Here is a 22,780-nt window from a genome sequence, read left to right on the forward strand (position 1 = left end):
CCCTCACCCAGAACAGGATCCTGTGGTGCCGGCGGGAAGGGCGTCGAGGACATAGGCGTCGAGGTCGGGGGAGTCCGGCGCCAGTATGTGCCGTACCCACGCGTTCCGTTCGTGCTGGATCGGCGGCAGCTCCCAGACGCAGCCGATCCAGCGGAGCTCGGTCGTCACGAAGTGGGTGGGGTCGGTGTCCGGGCAGCCGACGACCGGCTGGCCGGCCGCGGCGCCGCCGAAGTGGATCACGTTGTCCCAGACCCAGCTGTACGCGTTCAGGTACGCGCCGCTGTCGCCGCCCCGGTGCAGGACGACGAAGGTCGCGGGCGGGGTGCCGTCCGGCGCGGGGAGGATCTCCGGCAGGATCGCGTACGCCGCCTTCTCCACCTCCGGTTCGATGCCCGCCGGGTCATGGGTGACGTGGTAGCGCTTGACGCGTCGGCCGGCCGCCTCGATCGGCGGCGGCACGAAGAGCAACTTCTCTGCGAAAGCCATGGCTGGACTGTAGGAGCGCTTCACTGACACCTTGTGTCAGTGAAGTCCAGCCGGCTCATCTCGATCCTCCTCCTGCTCCAGACCCGGGGCCGGATGACCGCCGCCCAGCTCGCCGCGGAGCTGGAGGTGTCCGTACGGACGGTCTACCGGGACGTCGAGTCGCTGCACGCGGCCGGTGTGCCGCTCTACGGCGACGCGGGCCACTCCGGCGGGTACCAGCTGCTCGCCGGGCACCGCTTCTCCCGGCTGACCGACCTGTACAGCGGAGAGGCCGAGGCGCTGTTCCTCGCCGGGATCCCCGGGGCGGCGGCCGAACTCGGGCTCGGCGCGCACTTCGTCGACGCCCAGCTCAAGCTGCGCGCCTCCCTGCCGACGCCGCTGCGCGACCATGTCGACCGGCTGCGGGCCCGGTTCCACATCGACGCGCCCGGGTGGTACGCGGAGGACACCGACGCGCCCTTCCTGCCCCAGGTCGCCGAGGCCGTGCGCGCGGGCCGCGTACTGGCCGCCCGCTACCGGCGCTGGAAGGAGCCGACCGACGTCGACCGGCGCCTCGAACCGTACGGACTGGTCCTCAAGGCAGGCCGCTGGTACCTCGTCGCCGGACCCGGGCCGCGCACCTACCGGGTCGACCAGATCCTCGAACTCGACGTCACCGAAGAGGAGTTCGAGATCCCCGAGGACTTCTCCCTGACCGACTACTGGTCCGCCCACCAGGTCGCCTTCCGCGCCCGGCTCCATGGCGGCGACGCGCTCGTCCGGCTCTCCCCGGACGGCGCGAAGCGCCTCACGGGCGAGGCCGCCCGGGTCCTTGAGGAGACCGGGATCCGGGAGCCGGACGGCTGGATCCGCGCCACCCTCCCGATCGAGTCCCTCGACCACGCCCACGCCACTTCCTCGGCCTGGGCGCGGACGTGGAGGTCCTGGAGCCGGTGGAGCTCCGCGCCCGCATCGCCGAGACCGTCGCGCGACTGGCGGCCCGGTACGGTACCGGGCCTACGCCCCCGCCGGTCACGCCCCCGTCGCCCACGCCTCCGCCGCGAAGTCCGTGAAGTCGCGCGGCTCGCGACCGAGCACCCGCTTCACCCCGTCCGTCACCGACGCGTTGTGGCCGTCGAGCAGCATCGCGAACAGCGCGGAGAGCCACTGCGCCTCCGGCTCCGGAAGCCCGAACTCGCCCAGCAGACCGGCGTATTCGGACTCGCTCATCGGCACGTACGTCACCTCGCGGCCCGAGGCCCCCGAGAGCTCCGCCGCCACCTCGGCGAAGGTCAGCAGCCGGGGGCCCGTCACCTCGTGCACCAGGCCCGCATGGCCGTCCTGCGTCAGCGTCTCCAGGACGACGTCCGCCAGGTCGTCGGCGTGAATGAACGGCTCGGCCGTGTCACCCGCCGGGAAGGCGAGCGCGCCCGCCGAGACGCCCTCCGCCAGCGCGCCCTCGGTGAAGTTCTGCGCGAAGAACGAGGCCCGTACGACGGTCAGTTCGGCCCCCGAGCCGTGGAGCGACGCGCGCAGCGCCTCCTCCGCCCGGACCGCCTCCGGCTCGCCGCGCCCCGACAGCAGCGTCAGCCGCCGCACGCCGTTCGCCACGGCCAGTTCGCCGAAGGTGCGCATCGCCTCGACCGCGCCGGGTGCGGCGAGGTCCGGGTAGTAGTTGACGTACGCGGCGTCCGCGCCCCGGAGGGCCGGGGCCCAACTGGACACGTCCTCCCAGTCGAAGCGGGTCGCACCGGAGCGCGAGCCCGCCCGTACGCTCGCGCCGCGGGCCGTCAGCCGCTCGGCGACCCGTCGGCCCGTCTTGCCGGTCGCGCCCGTCACCAGAACCGTCTGCGTGTGGTGCGTGTTCGTTGTCATGGCTCAAGATTCGCGGGCCCGCGGCCTTCTTCCCATGCTCCAGGGACTCACTCCCATACGCGTCCGTCTACGCTTGCTGCTCATGGACGCTCTCGCCGGACTCCTCGACGGACCGCGGGCCAGAGGGGCCTTCCTGCTCCGGATGATCATGGAGCCGCCGTGGTCCGTACGGATCGAGGACCGCGCGCCGCTCTGCCTCATGTGCGTCACCGAAGGCGAGGCCTGGATCGTCCCCGACCGGGGCGACCCCGTGCTGCTGCGGCCCGGCGACGTCGCGATCGCCCGCGGCCCGGAGCCGTACACCGTCGCCGACGCCCCCGACGCCCCGCCCCGCGCGACGATCGGCCCCGGCGGCGTCTGCACCACCCTCAGCGGGGAGCCGCTCGCCGAGTCCATGCACCTGGGCGTACGGACCTGGGGTAACGCCCTCGACGGCGCCACCACCGTGCTCGTCGGCACCTACCAGCTGGACGGCGAGGTCAGCCGCCGCCTCCTCGACGCCCTGCCGCCGCTGCTGCACCTGCCGGCGGAGGCCTGGAACTGCCCGCTGATGCCGTTCCTCGACGAGGAGATCTCCCGCGACGAACCAGGGCAGAGCGTTGTCCTCGACCGGGTCCTCGACCTGCTCCTCATCGCCGTCGTCCGGACCTGGTTCTCCCGGCCGGGAGCGCAGGCGCCGGCCTGGTACCGCGCCATGGCGGACCCCGTCGTCGGCCGCGCCCTGCGCCTTATGGAGAACGACCCCGCCCACCCCTGGACGGTCGCCTCGCTCGCGGCCAAGGCGGGCGCCTCGCGCGCCGGGCTCGCCCGCAGGTTCGCCGAGCTCGTCGGCGAACCGCCGATGGCGTACCTCACCGGCTGGCGCCTCGCACGCGCCGCGGACCTGCTGCGGGAGACGGACGCGACGGTCGAGACGGTGGCCCGGCAGGTCGGCTACAGCAGCGCGTTCGCGCTGAGCGCCGCGTTCAAGCGGGTACGGGGGGTGAGCCCGCAGGAGTACCGGCGGGCGGAGTGAACCTTCTTGCCGGAACGGCAAGAAATCTCGCGTTCCGCGAGTGCCGGACCCAGGCTGGCACCATGACTCACGACCACCACAGCAGCACCCACCTCGACTGGGCCGCGATGGCACCGCTCCTGGAGCGCCAGGCCGAACTCCACAGCCCCCTCTACGCCCGCGCCGCCGCCTGGATCGGCGAGCTCGTCCCGGCCGTCGGCGTCCGCCGAGTCCTCGACGTCGGCAGCGGTCCGGGTGTCGTGTCCACCCTCCTCGCCGAGGCCTTCCCGGCCGCAGAGGTGGTCGCCGTGGACGCGACCCCGGAGCTCCTGGAGCGGGCCCGCGACCGCGCCGAGGCCCGGGGCCTGGCCGGCCGTATCACCACCCTGCGCGCCGAACTCCCGGAGGACTTCGACGCCTTGGGCGAGGCCGACCTGATCTGGGCCGGCAACTCCACGCACCACATCGGCGACCAGCGGGCCGCCCTCACCTCCTTCGCCGGTCTGCTGCGGCCCGGCGGCCTGATCGCCCTCGTCGAGGGCGGGCTGTACGCCCGTCATCTGCCGGCCAACATCGGCTTCGGCCGGCCGGGCCTGGAGACCAGGATCGAGGCCGCGCACGCCGACTGGTTCGCCGAGATGCGGGCCGGACTGCCCGGCAGCAAGGACGAGCCGGACGACTGGCGGGCGCTGCTCGCGGCCGCAGGCCTCACCCCCAGCGGCACCCGCTCGTTCCTCACCGACGTCCCGGCGCCCGTGCCCGACGTCGTACGCGAGCAGATCGTCGCCCACTTCACGCGCCTGCGGCACCCGCTCGACGAACGGATCGACGCCGAGGACCGCGCCACCTTCGACCGGCTGCTCGACCCGGCGGACCCGCTCTCCCTGCACCGGCGCACGGACCTCTTCCAGCTCTCCGCCTCCACGGTCCACACCGCCCGCAAGGGCTGAGCGTCACGGGGAAGGCACGGACACCGGCTCCAACTGCCACCACTGGGAAGGGGAGTCGGTGTCCTCCCACTGCCGCACGTTCCCGCCGTCGTCCATCGAGCCGTCCTCGACCTCGAGCAGCAGCCCGCTGATGAAGCTCACCAGCGCGACCGTGCCCGGCGACTGGAGGTCCTGCTCGATGATCCACTCCTGCGCGCCGAAGTTGTTCGCCCTCCACTGCTGGATGTTGGCGCCGTTCTCCGTCGAGGCGTTCGCCACGTCGAGACGCTTGCCGCTGGCCGCGTTCACCAGGTGGTGGAGGCCGCCGCCGTTGGGCACGGGGAGGATGTGCCAGTGCTGGCCGGGCGTGCCGTTCTCCTTGCCCTGCTGCACGTTGGCGCCGCTGCGGCTCGATCCCTCGTACACCTCCAGAAGCAGCCCGCTGGCCACGTTCCGTACCCGGTAGAGCCCCTCGTCGACCGGCGCGGGCGAACCGCTCACTGGGCGAACTCCTTTTCCTTGACGTCGAGTTCCCTGGACATGAGATGGAAGGTGCGCCGGTAGGCGGCCGGGGAGATCCCGACCAGGGCGCGCATGTGCTGACGCAGCGAGTTCCCGCTGCCGAACCCCGTCCGGTCGGCGATGTGATCCACCGTAAGGTCGCTGGTCTCAAGCAACTGCTTGGCCAGTTCCACCCGTTGGGCGGTGAGCCACTGTCCCGGCGTCGTCCCCGCCTCGTCGCGGAAGCGGCGCGTGAACGTCCGTACGCTCATCCGCGCATGCCCCGCCAGCTCGGCGAGTGTCATGGGCCGGTCGAGCCGTTCCAGGGCCCACGCGCGGGTGGGGGCCGTGGTGGCGGTGGTCGGCTCGGGGACCGGGCGCTTGATGTACTGCGCCTGGCCGCCTTCCCGCCACGGCGGGACGACACAGAGCCGCGCGACCGCGTTGGCGGTGGCGCTGCCGTGGTCCTTCCGTACCAGATGCAGACAGAGATCCAACCCGGCCGCCGCCCCCGCCGATGTCAGGACGTCGCCGTCGTCCACGAACAGCACGTCCTCGTCGAGCCGGACCTCGGGGAACAGGGACCGGAAGTGGGCGGCCTCCCACCAGTGGGTGGTGGCCGGGCGCCCGTCGAGCAGCCCGGCCGCTGCGAGCGCGTACGCGCCCGTGCAGATCGACACCACCCGCGTACCGGGCCTGATGCGCGCCATCGCCCCCTTCAACTCGACGGCCAGGCGGCCGTCCTCGGCGAGGGTCCGCAGCTCGTGCGTCGGCGGTACGACGACGGTGTCGGCCGCCGCCAGCTCCTCGGGCCCGTGTTCGGCGACGATCGAGAAGCCGTCGGAGGTGCGGACCGGGGCGCCGTCGAGGGTGCACACGCGCACGTCGTAGAGGGGTGAGCCGTCCCTGCCGTACGCGCCGCCGAGGATCCGGGACGGGATGCCCAGCTCGAACGGGATCACCCCGTCGAGCGCGAGCACGGCGACGCGATGGGGCGCTGAGGGGGACGCGGGCGGGACCATGGCCGGATTCTGTCACATCATGGCGTTCTGGCCAGTACCGGGGGACGGGCCGCGCACGGAGGCTGGTGGCCTGTCAGGAAACAACGGCACCAGGAGCGCCCCTTCATGAACGACACCGCCACCGCAGCCCCCGCCACCATGCGCGCGATCACCGCTACCGGGTGGGGCGGCCCGGAGGTCCTCACCGAGACCCGGGTCGCCCGCCCCGAGCCGGGCCCGACCGAGATCCTCGTCCGGGTCCACGCGGCCGGCATCAACCCCGTCGACTGGAAGTCCCGCGCCACCGGCGGCTTCGGCATGTGGGGCGAGACCCCGATCCTCGGCTACGACGTCTCCGGCGTCGTCGAGGCCGTCGGACTCGGCGTCACCCTCTACGCGCCCGGCGACGAGGTCTTCGGCATGCCGCAGTTCCCGCAGCAGGCGGGCGGCTACGCCGAGTACGTCGCCGCCCCCGCCCGTCACTTCGCCCGCAAGCCCGCCGCCCTCACCCACGTCGAGGCCGCCGCGCTGCCGCTGGCCGGGCTCACCGCCTGGCAGGCGCTCGTGGAGACCGCTGCCCTGCGCGCCGGGCAGCGGGTCCTGATCCACGCGGCGGCCGGTGGCGTCGGCCACCTCGCCGTCCAGATCGCCAAGGCCCGCGGCGCGTACGTCATCGGCACCGCGAGTGCCGCCAAGCACGGCTTCCTTCGCTCCATCGGCGTGGACGAGCCGATCGACTACACGACGACCGACTTCGCCGAGGCCGTACGGGACGTGGACATCGTCCTCGACTGCTTCGGCGGCGACTACGGCACGCGCTCGCTGCCCGTGCTGCGCGACGGCGGCACGCTGGTGACGCTGCCCTCGCCCGACGCCGTACCCGCCTCGCCGGAGCGCGACATCCGCACCGGCTTCACGCTGGTCGAGCCGGACTACGCCGGACTGCTCGGCCTCGCCGCGCTGGTCGAGGCCGGACAGCTGCGGCCGGAGGTCGACACCGTCCTGCCGCTCGCCGAGGCGGCCAAGGCGCACGAACTCGGCGAGTCGGGCCGGACGCGCGGCAAGCTCGTCCTGACCGTCTGAGGTGGGCGTACTCAGGCGCCGGCGGCGAACTCGGCCGGGTTCGGACCAAGGCGCCGGTTCTCGTCGAGGACGGTGATCGCCGCCATGTCCTCGTCGTCCAGCGCGAAGTCGAACACGTCGATGTTCTCCCGGATACGGGACGGGGTCACCGACTTCGGGATGACCACGTTCCCCGTCTGGAGGTGCCAGCGCAGCACCACCTGGGCCGGGGTGCGGCCGTGCTTCTGCGCGACGGCGACGATCGCCGGGACCTCCAGGAGGCCCTTGCCCTGGCCCAGCGGCGACCAGGCCTCGGTCGCGATGCCGTACCGGGCGTGCGCCTCGCGCGACTCCGTCTGCTGGAGATGCGGGTGCAGCTCGATCTGGTTGACGGCGGGGACGACCGAGGTCTCGCCGATCAGCCGCTCCAGGTGCTCCGGAAGGAAGTTGGAGACACCGATCGCCTTCGCCCGGCCGTCGGCGAGGATCTTCTCGAACGCGCGGTACGTGTCGACGTACGCGTCCTTCGCGGGCACCGGCCAGTGGATCAGGTACAGGTCCACGTAGTCGAGGCCCAGCTTGTCGAGCGAGGCGTCGAAGGCGCGGAGGGTGGTGTCGTGGCCCTGCTCGCTGTTCCACAGCTTCGTGGTGACGAACAGCTCCTCGCGAGGGATCCCGGACGCGGCGATCGCCCGGCCGGTGCCCCTCTCGTTCTGGTAGATCGCGGCGGTGTCGATGGAGCGGTAACCCGCCTCCAGTGCGGTCGCCACCGCGCGCGTCGCCTCGTCGTCGGGCACCTGCCAGACGCCGAAGCCGAGCTGCGGCATGGCCACGCCGTTGTTCAGGGTGAGGGAGGGGACCTTGCTGTCCGTGCTCACGTGCGGTCGGTCCTTACGTCGTCGGAGGGTGGGTACTCCCCAGATCAACACGAGCACGATTGATCTCATTCCCCTTGTACGGGTGCCGAGCCGAGGTACGCCTCCCGCACGGCCGGGTCGGCCCGTACCTCGGCCGCCGTCCCCTCGGCCAGGACCCGGCCGAGGTCGAGCACCACGACCCGTGAGCACAGCTCCATCACGAAGGCCACGTTGTGCTCGACGAGCAGCACCGCGCAGTTCTCCTCGTCGGCCATGTGCCGGATGACGGCGGCGAGTTGACGGCGCTCTTCGGCGGTTGTGCCGGACGCGGGCTCGTCGAGCAGGAGGACCCGGGGCGGGTCGGCGAGGGCGCGGGCGAGTTCGACCATGCGGGCCTGCCCGACGGGCAGGGCGCCTGCGTACGCGCCTGCGAGCGCGTCGAGCCCGCACTCGTGGAGCACGGCGGCGGCCCGCTCCCGGTGCCGCGCGCTCCGGCGCGGGCCGCCCCGCCAGTCCTGAGCCACGACCAGGTTGTCGGTCACCGTCAACTGCCCGAAGAGCTGCTGGCGTTGGAAGGTGCGGTGGATGCCGTGGCGGGCCCGCCAGACGGGGGAGCGGCGGGTGATGTCCGTACCGGCGTACTCGATCCCGCCCGCGTCCGGCCGACGGATCCCGGACAGGACGTCGAAGAGCGTCGTCTTGCCGGCGCCGTTGGGCCCGATGAGGCCGCAGACCTCGCCGGGGCGTACGGAGATCGTCACGTCACGCAGGGCGTGGACGCCGCCGAAGCGGACGTCGATCCCGCGCGCGTGGAGCAACGCACTTGTCATCGGCGGACCCCCGTCCCGAGGTAGGCCTCGGCGAGGCGGTCCGGATCCACCTCGGACCGCGGCCCGGACCAGGCGATCTCGCCCTGTGCGAGGTACGCGACGGTGTCGGCGATGCCGAGCACCTCGGCCGCCTTCTCCTCGACCATGAGCAACGCCGTGCCGCTCGCCCGCAGCTCGCTGACGAGGCGGAAGACCTCGTCCACGACGCGGGGCGCGAGACCGAGGGAGGGCTCGTCGGCGACGAGGACGGCCGGCGGGTGCTGGAGGAGCGGGGCGAGGGCGAGGATCTGCTGCTCCCCGCCCGACAACGACCCGGCGGGGACCGTACGGCGGGCGGCGAGCACGGGGAAGCGGGCGTAGACGGCGTCCCGGTCCTCGGGCGCGGGGAGCTGGAGGGCCAGGTTCTCCTCGATCGACAGCCCGGCGAAGATCCCCCGCCCCTCGGGCGCGAGCCGCACCCCGCGCCGCGCCCGCGCGACGGCCGTGTCCCGCGCGACATCCTCGCCCCGCACGCGTACGCCCCCCTCGTCGGGCCGCAGCAGCCCGGCGGCCACCCGGCACACCGTGGACTTCCCGGCCCCGTTGGGCCCAAGCAGCACAAGCACCTCACCGCCCCGCACCACGAGATCCACCCCGTGCAGCACGCGCGCGCCACCGTACCCGGCGTGCACCCCGCTCAACTCAAGCGCTGGCCCGGCACCCCGCCCCACCCGAGCCCCACTCCGCGAATCCGGCGCGGCGCCCTCGCCCTCGCCGTTCGGCCCCGCCGCCCGCGTCCCGCTCCCCGACCCCGGGGCCGTGCCCCCGCGACCGCCGACGTTCGGCCCCGCCGCCCGAGCCCCGCTCCCCGAATCCGGCGCGGCGCCCTCGCCGTACGCCCCCGCCGCCCGCGTCCCGCTCCCCGACCCCGGGGCCGTGCCCCCGCGACCGCCGACGTTCGGCCCCGCCGCCCGAGCCCCGCTCCCCGAACCCGGCGCGGCGCCCCCGCCGACGTACGGCCCCCCGCTCCCCGTACCCGGGCCCGTGCCCCCGCCGACGTACGGCCCCGCCGCCCGCGTCCCGCTCCGCGAACCCGGCGCGGTGCGCCTGGCGTCGGCGATGTACGGCTCCGCCGGCTCCGGCGGGCGCGACGGGGGCGGGTCGCCGGCCGTCTGCGCGGCGGCGCCGATCGCGCCTCGCGGCGCGGGGACGGCACCCTCGGGGACCGGCACGTCTGCCGACAGCGTGTCTGGGCGGTGATCCGCTCGCGATGCGGGCTCGACCGGCCCGGCGCCCCCGCCCCGCGGCGCGAAGCTGCCGCCCTCCGGGGGTCGGGGGCCCTGCCCTCGATCCTGGTCCCCGGGGGTCCGGGGGCTTGCCCCCGGTTTCGGGAAGGGGCGGGGTGGGGGAACAGTCCCCGGCAGGGCCCCCCGCCCCCGCCCGGGGTCCCGGGGCCCTGCCCCCGGCCCCCCGGCGGGAGCCCCGTGCGGGGCCCGCACCGGCCGCGCACCCGCTCGCGCCCCCGCACCGGCACCCGCCCGCCTCGACGGCCACGCCGCGCAGTACCCGTCCGGGTCGTTCGCCAGCGCGAGGCCCGCCAGGCCGAAGAGGATCACCGGCAGGTGCGCGGACTCCGTGACGTACGTCGCCATCAGGTGCGGGACGACGGCGAAGACCAGCCCCGCCACCACCGCGAACTGCGGCCGCCGCACGCCCGCCGCGACCACCACCGCCAGCCACACCAACCCCGTCATCGCCGTGAAGTCCGTCGCCGTGATCCGGGTGTTGTACGAGGCGTACAGCACGCCCCCGAAGCCCGCGAGCCCCGCCGACACCGTGAAGAGGAGGAGCTTCGTCCGTACCACCGACACCCCCGACGCCGCGGCGGCCTCAGGCGCCGAACGCACCGCGAGGATCGCGCGGCCCCACCGTGAGCCCCGCAGCCAGGTCAGCAGCGCGACGACCGCCCCGGACAGCAGGACGAGCGCGAGCCCCATCGCCCGGTCGTCGCCGAGGTCCACCGGGCCGACGACGGGCCGGGGGATCTCCCACCCGGTGTCGCCGTTGCGCAGCCATCCCAGCTGGAAGAGCACCTGGTCCGCCAGGAAGGCGAGGGCCAGCGTGGCGAGCGCCAACGACCGCCCGCCGAGCCGCAGCGCGGGCAGCGCGACCACCGCCCCGAGCACCGCCGCCGCGGCCGTGCCGACCGCCGCGGCGGCCACGAAGGGCCAGCCGCGGCTCATCAGCAGCCCCGCGACCAGCCCGGCGCCGGTCACGAACGTCGCCTGGGCAAGCGACACCATCGCGCCGAGGCCGGTCACCACCGTGAACGACATGAACACGAGCCCGATCGCGAGCCCTTGGGCCAGGATCCCGCTCCAGAACGGCGTGGTGACCGTGTAGAACGCCGTACCGAGCAGCACGCCGCCCACCACCCAGGCCCCCCACCTGCGGCCCCAGCCCTTCCCCGCCAGGTAGTCGACCGGCGGCGGGTCCGCCGCCGCCGTGCCCGCCGCGCGCCGCCGCCGCGCGAGGACGACGAGTCCGGCGAAGAGGATGAGGAAGGGGACGGCGGTACGGAAGCCGGTGATGTCCTCGGCGAACGAGGCGTACCCGGCGACCAGGTTCTGCACCACCCCGAGCCCGAGCCCGCCCGCGAACGCGAGCGGCACCGACGCGAAGCGCCCGAGCACCGCCGCCGTCGCCGAGACGAACAGGAACAGGGTGTAGTCGTGGGCGGAGAGCCCGAGGAGCGGCGTCGCGAGGACACCGGCGAGGCCCGCGAGGCCCGAGGACAGCATCCACGCGATCGAGGACAGCCGGTCCGCGCTGATGCCCCGCAGCTCGGTCAGCGAACGGTTGTCGACGGCCGCCCGCAGCAGCAGACCGAGCCGGGTGTGCCGCATCAGCACCCACAACCCAGCCGCCGCGAGCGCCGTCGCGACCCACGTGATCAGCTGGTCGGAGTCGATGCCGACACCGTCGAGGGGCTGCCAGGACACCGCCGGGCTGGGCCCGACACCCGGCAGGCCGAACTGGTTCTCGGCCGGCAGGACCGCGGCGCCCGCCCGCTCCAGGAGTTCGACCACCCACAGCCCGGCCGCCGGCAGGGCGACCAGCAGACCGATCGTGGCCACGATCTGCGCGGTCTCGCCCACGCCCGCCAGCTTCCGGAACATCAGCCGGTCCAGGCCCCAGCCGAGGGCAGGGGCGACCACGAACACCAGCAGCAGGGCGGTGGGCACGGCCGGCCATCCCAAGCCGGAGTGGAGCTCGTAGAACGCCAGCGCGCAGAGGTAGGCGGTGGCGCCGTGCGCGAAGTTGAAGAGCCCGGACGCGGAGTACGACAGCACGAGCCCGGTCGCGAGCAGCGCGTACAGCGCGCCCGAGACCAGCCCGCTCAGGACGAAGCCCAGCAGGTCACCCACGCGACGCGCCCCTCAGCCGAAGGGAATCGGCGGATAGCACTTGAACGGCACGGCCACCTCGTAGCGCCCGTTCTTCAGCCGCACCAGCGCCCCGCAGCCGAAGCTCTCCTTCTGCCCCTTGGGCTCGGCCCGGTCGCCCACGAGCGTCCCGGTGTCGGAGAACCCGGACGCGGCCTTCTGGAACGACTCGACGGTGAGGTCCTTGCCCGCCTTCGCAGCGATCGAGAGGAAGAGGTCGGCGGACATGTAGCCGGTCATCATATGAATGTTCAGCGGCACCTCCTTGCCGCCCGCCGCCTTCTTGATGTCCGCCTTGAACTGCCGCATCGCGGGGCTGTCCGCCTCGAACGGCTGGAACTGCAACAGCACGTGCACCCCGTCGAGCGCCTGCCTCGTCGCGTCCTTGGCGAGCAGCCCGGGGTCGTAGTCCGTCGGGTCGGAGATGACGCCCTTGTAGCCGGACCGCTTGAGGGCGGTGAACAGGCCGATGTTGTACGGCGTCTGCATCACGGAGACCACGGCGTCGGGCGCGCCGCCGCCGGGGCCCGAGCGCAGGATCTCCTTGGTGTACGCCGACCAGTCGCTGGGCATCGAGGTCGCCGGCACCACGGCCTTGGCGTACGCGACCTGGAAGCCGGCCGCCTTGAAGCCCTGGGTGAAGGTACGGATGCCGAACTTGCCGGCGTCGTTGTCGCCGGCGATCAGGGCGACCGACTTGCCGCTCGCGCCGCCGAGGACGGCGGCGAGGCCCTCGGGCCAGGTCTGGTTGAGGGTGCCGCCGGGGGTGGGGACGAGGCAGCCGTTGAACCCGTAGATGTACTGCGGCCCGCAGAACGAGGGGAGCGTGCCCCAGCCGACGGTCGGGACCTTCTGGCCGTTGAGGAAGTCGGCCCCGGCGAAGGTGACAGAGCTCATGGGGGAGACGGCGAAGACCTTGTCCTGCTGGACGAGCTTACGGGCCGCCGCCAGGTTCCTCGCCGGGTCCTGGCCGTCGTCCTCGGCGCCCAGATACTCGATCCTGCGGCCGTTGATCCCGCCCTCGGCATTGGCCCGGTCGTAGCGGGCGCGGGCGCCGAGGTCGGTGTCCTTCTTGGAGTAGCCGCTCGCGGTCGTCATGGAGACGATGCCGCCGACCTTGACCGAGTCCGCGGTGACTCCGCGTACCGAGGAGGGGGTACTGCCGCCGCTGGAGGCGGAGTTGCAGGCGGTGACGAGAAGCAGGGCGAAGGCGGCGGCGATGGTGCGCAACGGTCGAGGCATGGGCGATCCCTCCGTCGGGTGACCGCATTCTGTGACCATGCTGATGAACCGTCAATAACTGATTCAGCATCAATTGGTGAAGCGTCAGAGACCTGGGACCCGCTGGGCGATCAGCCGTACAGCGCCTCGACCTCCGCCGCGTACGCCTTCTCGATCGCCTTGCGTTTCAGCTTCAGAGAGGGCGTGAGCAGCCCGTGCTCCTCGCTGAACGGATGTGCCAGGATCCGGAACGTCCGGATGGACTCCGCCTGGGAGACCGAGGTGTTGGCCGCCACCACGGCGCGCCTGATCTCCGTCTCCAGGCTCGGGTCCCGCACCAGTTCCGCCGGTGGGAGTGGCGCCCGCCCCTGCATCGCCAGCCAGTGCTCCACCGCTTCCTGATCCATCGTCACCAGGGCGGCGATGTACGGCCGGTCGTTGCCCACCACGATGCACTGCGCGATCAGCGGATGCGCGCGCACCCGCTCCTCAAGACCGGCAGGCGACACGCTCTTGCCGCTGGTCGTGACCAGGATCTCCTTCTTCCGCCCGGTGATCGTCAGATAGCCGTCCTCGTCGAGGGCCCCGATGTCCCCGGTCGCCAGCCAGCCGGCGTTGAGCACGGCGGAGGTGGCCTGCGGGTTGTTGAGGTACCCCGAGAAGATCTGGCCGCCGTGCAGCCACACCTCCCCGTCCTCGGCGATGTGCACCGTCGTCCCCGGCACCGGCTGCCCGACCGTCCCGTACTTGACGCGCTCGGGCGGATTCGCCGTCGCCGCCGCCGAGGACTCCGTCAGGCCGTAGCCCTCGAAGACCGTCACCCCGGCGCCCTCGAAGAAGAGCCCTAGGCGCCGGGCCATGCCCGAGCCGCCCGACATCGCGTGCCGCACCCGCCCGCCCATCGCCTCGCGGACCTTCCCGTACACGACCTTCTCGAAGAACTGGTGCTGCATCCGCAGCCCGGCCGACGGGCCGGGTCCGGTCCCGAACGCCTTGTGCTCCATCGCCTCCGCGTACTTGACGGCCACGTCGACGGCCTTGTCGAAGGGGCCCGCCTTCCCGTCGCTCTCCGCCCTGCGGCGGGCGGCGTGGAAGACCTTCTCGAAGACGTAGGGCACGGCCAGGATGAACGTCGGCCGGAACGCGGCCAGGTCCGGCAGGAGCGCGGACGCCTGCATGACGGGCTGATGTCCCAGCTTCACCCCGCCCCGTACCGCAGCGACCTCCACCATCCGGCCGAAGACATGGGCGAGCGGCAGGAAGAGCAGGGTCGAGGCCTCGTCGCCGGGCCTGGAGTGGAAGACCGGCTCCCAGCGGCCGATCAGCATGTCCGTCTCGAACATGAAGTTGGAGTGGGTGAGGATGCACCCCTTGGGAGGGCCCGTGGTCCCCGAGGTGTAGATGATCGTGGCCACGGAGTCCGGCGTCACCGCCCGGCGGTGCCGCTGCACGACGTCCTCGTCGATCTCCGTACCCGCCGCCATCAGTTCGTCGACCGCGCCCGCGTCGAGCTGCCACAGTCGCTTCAGCCGCGGCAGCCGGTCGACGACCGAGCCGATGGTCATCGCGTGGTCCTCGTGCTCCACCAGGCAGGCCGTGACCTCGGCGTCGTGCAGCATCCAGTGGACCTGCTCGGCCGAGGAGGTGGGGTATATCGGTACGGGCTGCGCGCCGAGCGTCCACAGCGCGAAGTCGAACAGGGTCCATTCGTAGCGGGTCCTGGCCATGATGGCGACCCGGTCGTTGAACCGCACGCCGTGCGCGATCAGCCCCTTCGCGAGCGCGAGCACCTCGTCCCGGAACTGGGCCGCCGTCACGTCCTGCCACCGCCCGGTCCCGTCCTTGCGGCCGAGCGCGACCCGGTCGGGAGTCTGCTCGGCGCGGTCGAACACGGCGTCCGCCAGACCGCCGACCTGAGGCGCCGCCTCGACGGGCGGCACGGTGAACTCGCGCAATGACCTGCTCCTCGACCGCTCGTTGTCGCGCTCCGTACGGCGCGGGTGACGGTACCCCACCCGACCGGCGGGCGGGAGGGCCTTCACCAAGCCGGGACATTGGGTGTTGTCACAGGTCAGGGGAGGGGGAGGGGGGTAGGTCACGGGCGGCCGGGGGGCGTTACTGACCGTGGAGTAAGCAGGGTGGTCCGGAATCTCCACGGAATCTGTACCGACCGCTCACTTTCGGACGGCCCGACCCGGTCGGCGGCTCAGCGGGCCAGCGGCGCAGCGGGCCGGCAGCTCAGCGGGGCCGGTGCAGTCGGTCGCCGCCCGCAAGGATCGCCGAGGCCAAGGCGTCGGCCGCATCCTGGGTCGTCCCGCGCCGCCGGCCCTTGCGCAGAACGAAGTCGACGTCGCCCAGGTCCGGCAGCCCCGCCCGGGCGGGCAGCTGCGTCAGACCGGGCGGAACCAGCCCACGGGTGTGCGCCATGACCCCGAGCCCGGCGCGGGCCGCCGCGATGTTGCCGCTCAGACTGCTGCTCGTGCACGCGATCCGCCAGGCCCGCCCCTGCGCCTCCAGCGCTTCGAGCGCCCGGGCGCGGGTGATGCCGGGCGGCGGGAAGACGATGAGCGGCACCGGCCGGTCCGGGTCGAGCCGTAGCCGCGGCGCCCCGATCCAGATCAGCGAGTCCTGCCAGACCAGCTCGCCCCCGCTCTCCTCGGCGCGCCGCTTGGCGAGGATCAGGTCGAGCCGCCCCGCCTCGAGGCGCGCGTTCAGGGTCCCGGACAGCTCGACGGTCAGCTCCAGATCCACCTCGGGGTGCTCGCGCCGGAACGACTCCAGGATCTCGGGCAGCCGGGTCACCACGAAGTCCTCCGAGGCGCCGAAGCGCAGCCGGCCGCGCAGCCGGGTTCCGGTGAAGAAGGCGGCGGCCCGCTCATGGGCCTGCAGGATCGTCCGGGCGAAGCCGAGCATCGCCTCGCCGTCCTCCGTCAACTCGACGCTGTGCGTGTCCCGGGTGAACAGCGGACGGCCGGTCGCGTCCTCCAGGCGCCGCACATGCTGGCTCACGGTCGACTGCCGGACGCCGAGCCGGCGGGCGGCCTGGGTGAAGCTCAGTGTCTGGGCGACGGCGAGGAAGGTCCGGAGCTGGGTGGGGTCGTACACGAGAGAAAGGTTATCGCGATATGTGATGACAGTAAGAGCGCTGCACGGGATTCCCGATCGCCGTCGCGGGGAGCAGGATGGGGAGGCACGATCTGTCGCCCGAGAGCAGTGGAGCACATGAGCCGCCGTACCACCCTCCTGCCGTCCTGGCTGCCGGTCGATCCGTACATCCTGGCGCTGCTCGGCACGGTCGGCCTCGCGGCCCTGCTGCCCGCCTCCGGCGCGGCCGCGACGGTCGCCGACGGGGCCTCGACGGCGGCCATCGCCCTGCTGTTCTTCCTCTACGGCGCCCGGCTCTCCACGCGCGAGGCGCTGGACGGGCTCAAGCACTGGCGGCTCCACGTGTCGGTCCTCGCGGCCACCTTCGTCGTCTTCCCGCTCCTCGGGCTCGCGGCGAAGGGACTCGTACCGGCCGTTCTCACGCCGCCGCTCTACAGCGGCCTGCTCTTCCTCTGCCTGGTGCCCTCCACCGTCCAGTCCTCGATCGCGTTCACCTCGATCGCCCGGGGCAACGTCCCGGCCGCGATCTGCGCGGGCTCCTTCTCCTCCCTCGCCGGGATCGTGCTCACCCCGCTGCTCGCCGCTGCCCTGCTCGGCGGCGGCGCCGGCGGCTTCTCGGCCGACTCGCTGCTGAAGATCGTGCTCCAACTGCTCGTGCCGTTCATGGCGGGCCAACTGCTGCGGCCCTGGGTCGGGGGTTTCCTCGTACGGAGGAAGAAGGCGCTGGGGTACGTCGACCGGGGCTCGATCCTGCTCGTCGTCTACACGGCCTTCAGCCACGGCATGGTCGCCGGCATCTGGCACCAGGTCACCCCCGTACGGCTCGGCCTGCTGCTCGTGGTCGAGGCGGTCCTGCTCGCGGTGATGCTGACGCTGACCTGGTACGGCGCGAGGCGGCTCGGCTTCGACCGGGCGGACCGGATCGCGATCCAGTTCGCGGGCTCGAAGAAGAGCCTGGCGGCCGGACTCCCCATGGCGAGCGTGCTGTTCGGAGCGCAGGCCTCGCTGGCGGTCCTGCCGCTGATGCTCTTCCACCAGATGCAGCTGATGGTCTGCGCGGTGATCGCCAGGCGCCGCTCCCGGGACCCGGAGATCAACGAGCCCGCTACCGTTCTCCCATGCCCGCACTCGATCCCAGCTGCACCGCGCTCGTTCTCGTCCACCTGATGACCCTGGGCGGACCCGAGTGACGCGCGTCCCGATACGTTACGGCGCCCGCCCCTGCTCCCTGGTGGTCTGCCGGGGGTGCTGCTGCGGCGACCCGCGCAAGAACCCCGGCGTCGACCACGCGGGCCAACTCGCCCGGCTCCGCAGGGCCGCGGTTGAATCCGGCGGCCGGCTGTCCGTCCGTACGAGCGACTGCCTCGGCCCCTGCGCACAGGCCAACGTCGTCGTGGTCCAGCCCTCGACCGAGGGCCGCCGCCGTGGCGGGCGGGCCGCCTGGGTCGGTTTCACCGTGGACGACGACTGCCTCGACGACATCCTGGCCTGGACCGCCGCGGGTGGTCCGGGAATCGCGGAGCCCCCGGCCACGCTCGCGCTCCAGCTGATCGATCCGCCGGCGGAAACGGCGCGTCGCGCGCGCTAGATGGTGGCGAACCAGATGGTGGCGAACACGTACCCACCCCTCGCCACTCCTAACGTATAGCGCACTGGGGGGCTTGCGGCAAGGCCCCCGTCGTGGCGCAGAATCGCGGGCCTAGGTCACAACTCTGCGGAAAAAAACGGGAGATCCACGAAGTGCGTGATGTGTTGTCGGTCGATTCCACCAGTGCGTTCGAGCTTTCCGACCACCTTTCCCTCAAGTCCGACCCAACGCTGATCGCCGGCGACGAGCGGCACTTCGCGGCCATCGCGGAGAGCCTGGAGCAGTCCATCGCCGAACTGTCCGACCGTCTCGACGCCGTGCGCAGGGCGCCCGGCGGCGTCGGCCGGGAGGCGATGGAGCGGGACATGGAGGTCCACCGGCTGACCGGCCGCCTGCGCGCCCTGCGCCGCTTCGGCCTCGACCTGTGCCTCGGGCGCATCGTCGGCGCGGACGACCCCGAGCCCGTCTACATCGGACGACTCGGCCTGACCGACAGCACGGGGCGCCGGCTGCTGCTCGACTGGCGCTCCCCCGCGGCCGAGCCGTTCTTCGCGGCGACCCACGCCGACCCGATGGGGCTGGCGAGCCGGCGCAGGTACCGCTGGAGCGGCGGCCGGATCAGCGACTACTGGGACGAGGTGTTCACCGCCGACGGGCTCGAAGGGCACGCCGCGCTCGACGACCAGTCCGCCTTCATCGCCAGCCTGGGCAGCAACCGTTCGTCCCGGATGCGGGACGTGCTCGCCACCATCCAGGCCGACCAGGACGCCATCATCCGGGCGGAGTCCCGTGGCGCGCTCGTCGTCGACGGCGGGCCGGGTACGGGAAAGACCGTCGTCGCCCTGCACCGCACCGCCCACCTCCTCTACTCCGACCCCCGTCTCGGTCACCGCCGGGGCGGCGTGCTGTTCGTCGGACCGCACCGGCCCTACCTGGCGTACGTCGAGGACGTCCTGCCCAGCCTCGGCGAGGAGGGCGTGCAGACCTGCACCCTGCGGGACCTCGTCGACGAGGGCGCCACGGCGGCCGTCGAGACCGACCCGGAGGTGGCCCGCCTGAAGTCGTCCGCGGACATGGTGAAGACGGTCGAGATGGCCGTCAGGTTCTACGAGGAGCCGCCCGCCGAGGGGATGACGGTCACGACCGACTGGGCCGACATCCGGCTCAGCGCCGACGACTGGGCCGAGGCCTTCGAGGCGGCGGGGCGGGGCACCCCGCACAACGAGGCGCGCGAGCAGATCTGGGAAGAGCTGGTCACGATCCTGATGGACAAGTTCGACGGCGACGTCCCGCCCGAGGAGTTCCGCAGGTCGCTCATGCGGGACAGGGAGCTGGTCACGACCCTCAACGGCGCGTGGCCGCTGCTCGAAGCGACCGACCTCGTCGGCGACCTGTGGTCCGTTCCCGCCTACCTGCGGATGTGCGCGCCGTGGCTCGACCGCGACGACGTGCGCAAGCTGCAGCGTAAGGAGGCCCCCCAGGCCTGGACGGTGTCCGACCTGCCGCTGCTCGACGCGGCACGGCAGCGGCTCGGTGACCCGGAGGCGTCCCTGCGCAAGCGGCGCCACGACGCCGCGGTCGCCGCCGAACGCGAGCGCATGGCCGGCGTCATCGACAACGTGCTCGCCGCCGATGACGACGGCGAGGGCGCGGTCACGATGCTGCGCGGAAGGGACCTGCAGGACAGCCTGATCGACGATTCCGCACTGCCCACCACCGACCGGGACCTGCTCGCCGGCCCGTTCGCGCACATCGTCGTGGACGAGGCCCAGGAGCTGACCGACGCGGAGTGGCAGATGCTCCTCCTGCGCTGCCCGTCCCGCAGCTTCACCATCGTCGGCGACCGCGCCCAGGCCCGGCACGGGTTCACGGAGTCGTGGGAGGAACGGCTCGAGCGGGTGGGTCTGAACCGGATCACCATGGCCTCCCTGAGCATCAACTACCGGACGCCGGAAGAGGTCATGGCGGAGGCCGCGCCGGTCATCCGCGCCGCGCTCCCGGACGCCAACGTCCCGACGTCGATCCGCAGCAACGGCGTTCCCGTCGCCCACGGATCCGTCTCGGAGCTGGACTCGGTCCTCGACGGCTGGCTCGCCGCGCACGCCGACGGGGTCGCGTGCGTCATCGGTGACCCGACGTTCACGCCGACGTCCCGCGTCCAGTCGCTCACCCCGGGGCTGTCCAAGGGGCTCGAGTTCGATCTGGTGGTCCTCGTCGACCCGGACACGTTCGGCGAGGGCATCGAAGGAGCCGTGGACCGCTATGTCGCGATGACCCGCGCGACCCAGCAGCTCGTCATCCTCACGAGCGACTGACCCCGAGCCGTACGCGCGGGCCGGTAGGGTTGCTGGTCGATCCCCCCAGTTCGATCCCCTCGGGTCGATCCCCCTCGCCCTCCGGCCCCGCATCGGGCCGTCCGCGCCCCGCCCCGCCGTAGGGGCGTGCCCAGCACGACAGGTTCCCCTTCTCTTGTCCTCTTCCGCTCCCGCCGTGTCCCCGGCCGCGTTCCTGCGCGGTCTGAAGCCCGACTGGCTGCGTGACCCGAAGGTCTGGCGTACCGAGATCCTGGCCGGACTCGTCGTGGGCCTGGCGCTCATTCCCGAGGCGATCTCGTTCTCGATCATCGCGGGGGTCGACCCGGCACTCGGCCTGTTCGCCTCCTTCACCATGGCCGTGACGCTCTCGGTCGTCGGCGGACGGCGGGCGATGATCTCCGCCGCGACCGGCGCGGTGGCGCTCGTGATCGCGCCGCTCAACCGCGAGCACGGCCTCGGGTACCTGATCGCCGCCGTCATCCTGGCCGGTGTCTTCCAGATCGTCCTGGGCGCGCTCGGGGTCGCGAGGCTGCTGCGGTTCGTCCCGCGCTCGGTGATGGTCGGCTTCGTCAACTCCCTCGCCATCCTGGTCTTCATGGCCCAGGTCCCCGAGATGCGGAACGTCCCCTGGGCCGTCTACCCGCTGATCGCCGCCGGTCTGGCGCTCATGGTGTTCTTCCCGAAGGTCACCACCGTGGTCCCGGCGCCGCTGGTCTCCATCGGCATCCTTACCGTGATCACCGTGGCGGCCGGGATCGCGGTGCCGACCGTCGGCGACAAGGGCGACCTGCCGTCGTCCCTGCCCGTTCCGGGCCTGCCCGACGTGCCGTACACCGTCGACACGCTGACGACGATTGCCCCGTACGCGTTCGCGATGGCGCTGGTCGGGCTGATGGAGTCGCTGATGACTGCGAAGCTGGTCGACGACATCACCGACACCCGCTCGAACAAGACCCGCGAGTCCATCGGCCAGGGCATCGCCAACATCGTCACCGGCTTCTTCGGCGGCATGGGCGGCTGCGCGATGATCGGCCAGACGATGATCAACGTGAAAGTCTCCGGCGCGCGCACGCGCCTGTCGACGTTCCTGGCGGGCGCGTTCCTGATGGTGCTGTGCATCGTCTTCGGCCCGGTCGTCTCCGACATCCCCATGGCCGCCCTGGTCGCCGTCATGATCATGGTGTCGTTCGCGACCTTCGACTGGCACTCCGTCGCCCCGAGGACCCTCAGGCGGATGCCCGCCGGGGAGATCGCCGTCATGCTGATCACCGTCGTGGCCGTGGTCGCCACGCACAACCTGGCCGTCGGTGTCGTCGTCGGCTCGATCACCGCCGTGGTGATCTTCGCCAAGCGCGTCGCCCACCTCGCGGAGGTCACCTCCGTCGTCGACCCCGACGGCACGACCGTCGTCTACCGGGTCACCGGCGAGCTCTTCTTCGCCTCCTCCAACGACCTCGTCGGCCGGTTCGACTACGCGGGCGACCCGAAGAAGGTCATCATCGACCTGTCCGACACCCACATCTGGGACGCCTCCTCCGTCGCGGCACTCGACGCGATCGAGACGAAGTACGCCCAGCGCGGCAAGACCGTCGAGATCACCGGCCTCGACCACCGCAGCGCCGCGCTACACGGCCGGCTCACCGGCGAACTCACCGCCGGCCACTGAGGCAGGGCGCCCGGGGGAGCGGTGCGGGACCGGCCGGCGCAGGGGGCGCTCCCCGCCGGCCGATGGCCCGACCCGTGCAGCGTGCGGAGCCCGTCAGCCCCGGGACGCCGCGGCCCCGAGGGCGATCCGGTGCTCGCCCGCGTACACGTTCATGTCCTGGCCGCGCAGGAAGCCGACCAGCGTGAGTCCCGTCTCCGCCGCCAGGTCCACGGCAAGCGAGGACGGCGCCGAGACGGCCGCGAGCACCGGGATGCCCGCCATCACCGCCTTCTGCGCCAGCTCGAACGAGGCCCGGCCGGAGACCAGCAGGACCGCCCGCTCCAGCGGCAGCCGGCCGTCGCTCAGGGCCCGGCCCACCAGCTTGTCCACCGCGTTGTGTCGGCCCACGTCCTCCCGTACGTCGAGCAGCTCGCCCTCCTCCGAGAACAGCGCCGCCGCGTGCAGTCCCCCGGTCCGGTCGAAGACCCGCTGCGCGGCCCTCAGCCGGTCGGGGAGGCGGGCCAGGAGCTCGGGCGTCAGCCGCACCGGGGGAGCGTCGGCGATGGGGAAGCGTGCCGTGGTGCGGACGGCGTCCAGGCTGGCCTTGCCGCACAGGCCGCACGACGACGTCGTGTACACGTTCCGCTCCAGCGTGATGTCCGGGACGGGGACCCCGGGCGCCAGCTGGACGTCCACCACGTTGTACGTGTTCGTGCCGTCGTCCTTGGCGCCCGCGCAGTACACGATGTTCCGTACGTCCGAGGCGGCGCCGAGCACTCCCTCGCTGACCAGGAACCCGGCGGCGAGCGCGAAGTCGTCGCCCGGCGTGCGCATCGTGATCGCGAGCGGCTTACCGTTCAGCCGGATCTCCAGGGGCTCCTCGGCCACCAGCGTGTCCGGGCGCTCGTTCACGGCCTCGCCGCGGATCCGGATGACCCGCCGCCGCTCGGTGACCCGTCCCATGTGG

At 72.6% G+C, this 22,780-nt stretch carries 18 protein-coding genes and 1 pseudogene; 8 read left to right on the forward strand and 11 right to left on the reverse strand.

All coding sequences use genetic code 11. The annotated features are described in order from the left end of the window. Positions 1–3: 3 nt before the first annotated feature. A complete protein-coding gene (locus tag ACZ4VI_RS27695; RefSeq protein ID WP_468003495.1) occupies positions 4–486 on the reverse strand; it encodes a hypothetical protein in 483 nt (160 codons plus the stop codon). A gap of 39 nt (positions 487–525) precedes the next feature. Here ACZ4VI_RS27695 and ACZ4VI_RS27700 point away from each other — a divergent pair. Next, positions 526–1,538, forward strand: a pseudogene (locus ACZ4VI_RS27700) (helix-turn-helix transcriptional regulator). On the opposite strand, the gene ACZ4VI_RS27705 reads toward ACZ4VI_RS27700, so the two are convergent. Next, complete coding sequence (locus ACZ4VI_RS27705) at positions 1,498–2,340, reverse strand: NAD(P)H-binding protein (protein ID WP_468003497.1); 843 nt, start codon at positions 2,338–2,340, stop codon at positions 1,498–1,500. The pseudogene ACZ4VI_RS27700 and the gene ACZ4VI_RS27705 sit on opposite strands and share 41 nt — an antisense overlap. 82 nt (positions 2,341–2,422) lie before the next feature. Between ACZ4VI_RS27705 and ACZ4VI_RS27710 the strand changes: the two genes are divergently transcribed. Together ACZ4VI_RS27710 and ACZ4VI_RS27715 are read left to right on the forward strand one after the other, a co-directional pair. Further along, positions 2,423–3,355 carry an AraC family transcriptional regulator gene (locus ACZ4VI_RS27710; RefSeq protein WP_468003499.1) on the forward strand — a complete coding sequence of 311 codons (933 nt, stop codon included), beginning with the start codon at positions 2,423–2,425 and terminating at the stop codon, positions 3,353–3,355. 62 nt (positions 3,356–3,417) lie between these two features. Continuing rightward, the gene (locus tag ACZ4VI_RS27715) at positions 3,418–4,284 is read left to right on the forward strand and encodes a class I SAM-dependent methyltransferase (protein WP_468003501.1); all 867 of its coding nucleotides are present in this window, start codon (positions 3,418–3,420) and stop codon (positions 4,282–4,284) included. A gap of 3 nt (positions 4,285–4,287) precedes the next feature. Here ACZ4VI_RS27715 and ACZ4VI_RS27720 read toward each other — a convergent pair whose 3' ends face one another. After that, complete coding sequence (locus ACZ4VI_RS27720; RefSeq protein WP_468003503.1) at positions 4,288–4,764, reverse strand: RICIN domain-containing protein; 477 nt, start codon at positions 4,762–4,764, stop codon at positions 4,288–4,290. Continuing rightward, positions 4,761–5,786, reverse strand: a complete 1,026-nt coding sequence (locus ACZ4VI_RS27725) for a GlxA family transcriptional regulator (protein ID WP_468003505.1) — start codon at positions 5,784–5,786, stop codon at positions 4,761–4,763. The genes ACZ4VI_RS27720 and ACZ4VI_RS27725 overlap by 4 nt, the downstream gene beginning before the upstream one ends. Before the next feature lie 105 nt (positions 5,787–5,891). Here ACZ4VI_RS27725 and ACZ4VI_RS27730 point away from each other — a divergent pair, with 105 nt between their 5' ends. Beyond that, complete coding sequence (locus ACZ4VI_RS27730) at positions 5,892–6,848, forward strand: NADP-dependent oxidoreductase (RefSeq protein WP_468003507.1); 957 nt, start codon at positions 5,892–5,894, stop codon at positions 6,846–6,848. Positions 6,849–6,859: 11 nt separating this feature from the next. Here the strand turns inward: ACZ4VI_RS27730 and ACZ4VI_RS27735 are convergent, their stop codons facing one another. The 6 genes from ACZ4VI_RS27735 to ACZ4VI_RS27760 all read right to left on the reverse strand — a co-directional run bounded on the left by ACZ4VI_RS27735 (position 6,860) and on the right by ACZ4VI_RS27760 (position 16,265). Continuing rightward, positions 6,860–7,654 carry an aldo/keto reductase gene (locus ACZ4VI_RS27735; RefSeq protein ID WP_468003624.1) on the reverse strand — a complete coding sequence of 265 codons (795 nt, stop codon included), beginning with the start codon at positions 7,652–7,654 and terminating at the stop codon, positions 6,860–6,862. Positions 7,655–7,770: 116 nt separating this feature from the next. Continuing rightward, positions 7,771–8,514 carry an ABC transporter ATP-binding protein gene (locus ACZ4VI_RS27740; RefSeq protein ID WP_468003509.1) on the reverse strand — a complete coding sequence of 248 codons (744 nt, stop codon included), beginning with the start codon at positions 8,512–8,514 and terminating at the stop codon, positions 7,771–7,773. Then, on the reverse strand, positions 8,511–11,921 hold the full coding sequence (locus tag ACZ4VI_RS27745) for an ABC transporter permease subunit (RefSeq protein ID WP_468003511.1): 3,411 nt from the start codon (positions 11,919–11,921) through the stop codon (positions 8,511–8,513). Before ACZ4VI_RS27745 ends, ACZ4VI_RS27740 begins: the two co-directional genes overlap by 4 nt. Positions 11,922–11,933: 12 nt before the next feature. Further along, positions 11,934–13,181: an ABC transporter substrate-binding protein gene (locus ACZ4VI_RS27750; protein WP_468003513.1), complete on the reverse strand. Its 1,248-nt coding sequence runs from the start codon at positions 13,179–13,181 to the stop codon at positions 11,934–11,936. Positions 13,182–13,291: 110 nt separating this feature from the next. After that, a complete protein-coding gene (locus ACZ4VI_RS27755) occupies positions 13,292–15,115 on the reverse strand; it encodes an AMP-dependent synthetase/ligase (protein ID WP_468003515.1) in 1,824 nt (607 codons plus the stop codon). 283 nt (positions 15,116–15,398) lie between these two features. After that, the gene (locus tag ACZ4VI_RS27760; RefSeq protein WP_468003517.1) at positions 15,399–16,265 is read right to left on the reverse strand and encodes a LysR substrate-binding domain-containing protein; all 867 of its coding nucleotides are present in this window, start codon (positions 16,263–16,265) and stop codon (positions 15,399–15,401) included. A 117-nt stretch (positions 16,266–16,382) separates the two neighbouring features. Between ACZ4VI_RS27760 and ACZ4VI_RS27765 the strand changes: the two genes are divergently transcribed. The 4 genes from ACZ4VI_RS27765 to ACZ4VI_RS27780 all read left to right on the forward strand — a co-directional run bounded on the left by ACZ4VI_RS27765 (position 16,383) and on the right by ACZ4VI_RS27780 (position 21,834). Beyond that, entirely contained in the window at positions 16,383–17,432 is a 1,050-nt protein-coding gene (locus ACZ4VI_RS27765) for a bile acid:sodium symporter family protein (RefSeq protein ID WP_468003518.1), read from the forward strand. A 19-nt stretch (positions 17,433–17,451) separates the two neighbouring features. After that, positions 17,452–17,853, forward strand: a complete 402-nt coding sequence (locus ACZ4VI_RS27770) for a thioredoxin domain-containing protein (RefSeq protein ID WP_468003520.1) — start codon at positions 17,452–17,454, stop codon at positions 17,851–17,853. Between the two features lie 152 nt (positions 17,854–18,005). Further along, positions 18,006–20,168 carry an RNA polymerase recycling motor ATPase HelR gene (gene helR / locus ACZ4VI_RS27775; RefSeq protein ID WP_468003522.1) on the forward strand — a complete coding sequence of 721 codons (2,163 nt, stop codon included), beginning with the start codon at positions 18,006–18,008 and terminating at the stop codon, positions 20,166–20,168. A gap of 175 nt (positions 20,169–20,343) precedes the next feature. Continuing rightward, positions 20,344–21,834, forward strand: a complete 1,491-nt coding sequence (locus ACZ4VI_RS27780) for a SulP family inorganic anion transporter (protein WP_468003523.1) — start codon at positions 20,344–20,346, stop codon at positions 21,832–21,834. A gap of 93 nt (positions 21,835–21,927) precedes the next feature. Here ACZ4VI_RS27780 and fdhD read toward each other — a convergent pair whose 3' ends face one another. After that, positions 21,928–22,776 (reverse strand): formate dehydrogenase accessory sulfurtransferase FdhD, encoded by an 849-nt coding sequence (gene fdhD / locus ACZ4VI_RS27785; protein WP_468003525.1) that lies wholly within the window; start codon positions 22,774–22,776, stop codon positions 21,928–21,930. Positions 22,777–22,780 lie beyond the last annotated feature (4 nt).

The organism is Streptomyces sp. NPDC029169, assembly GCF_055563935.1.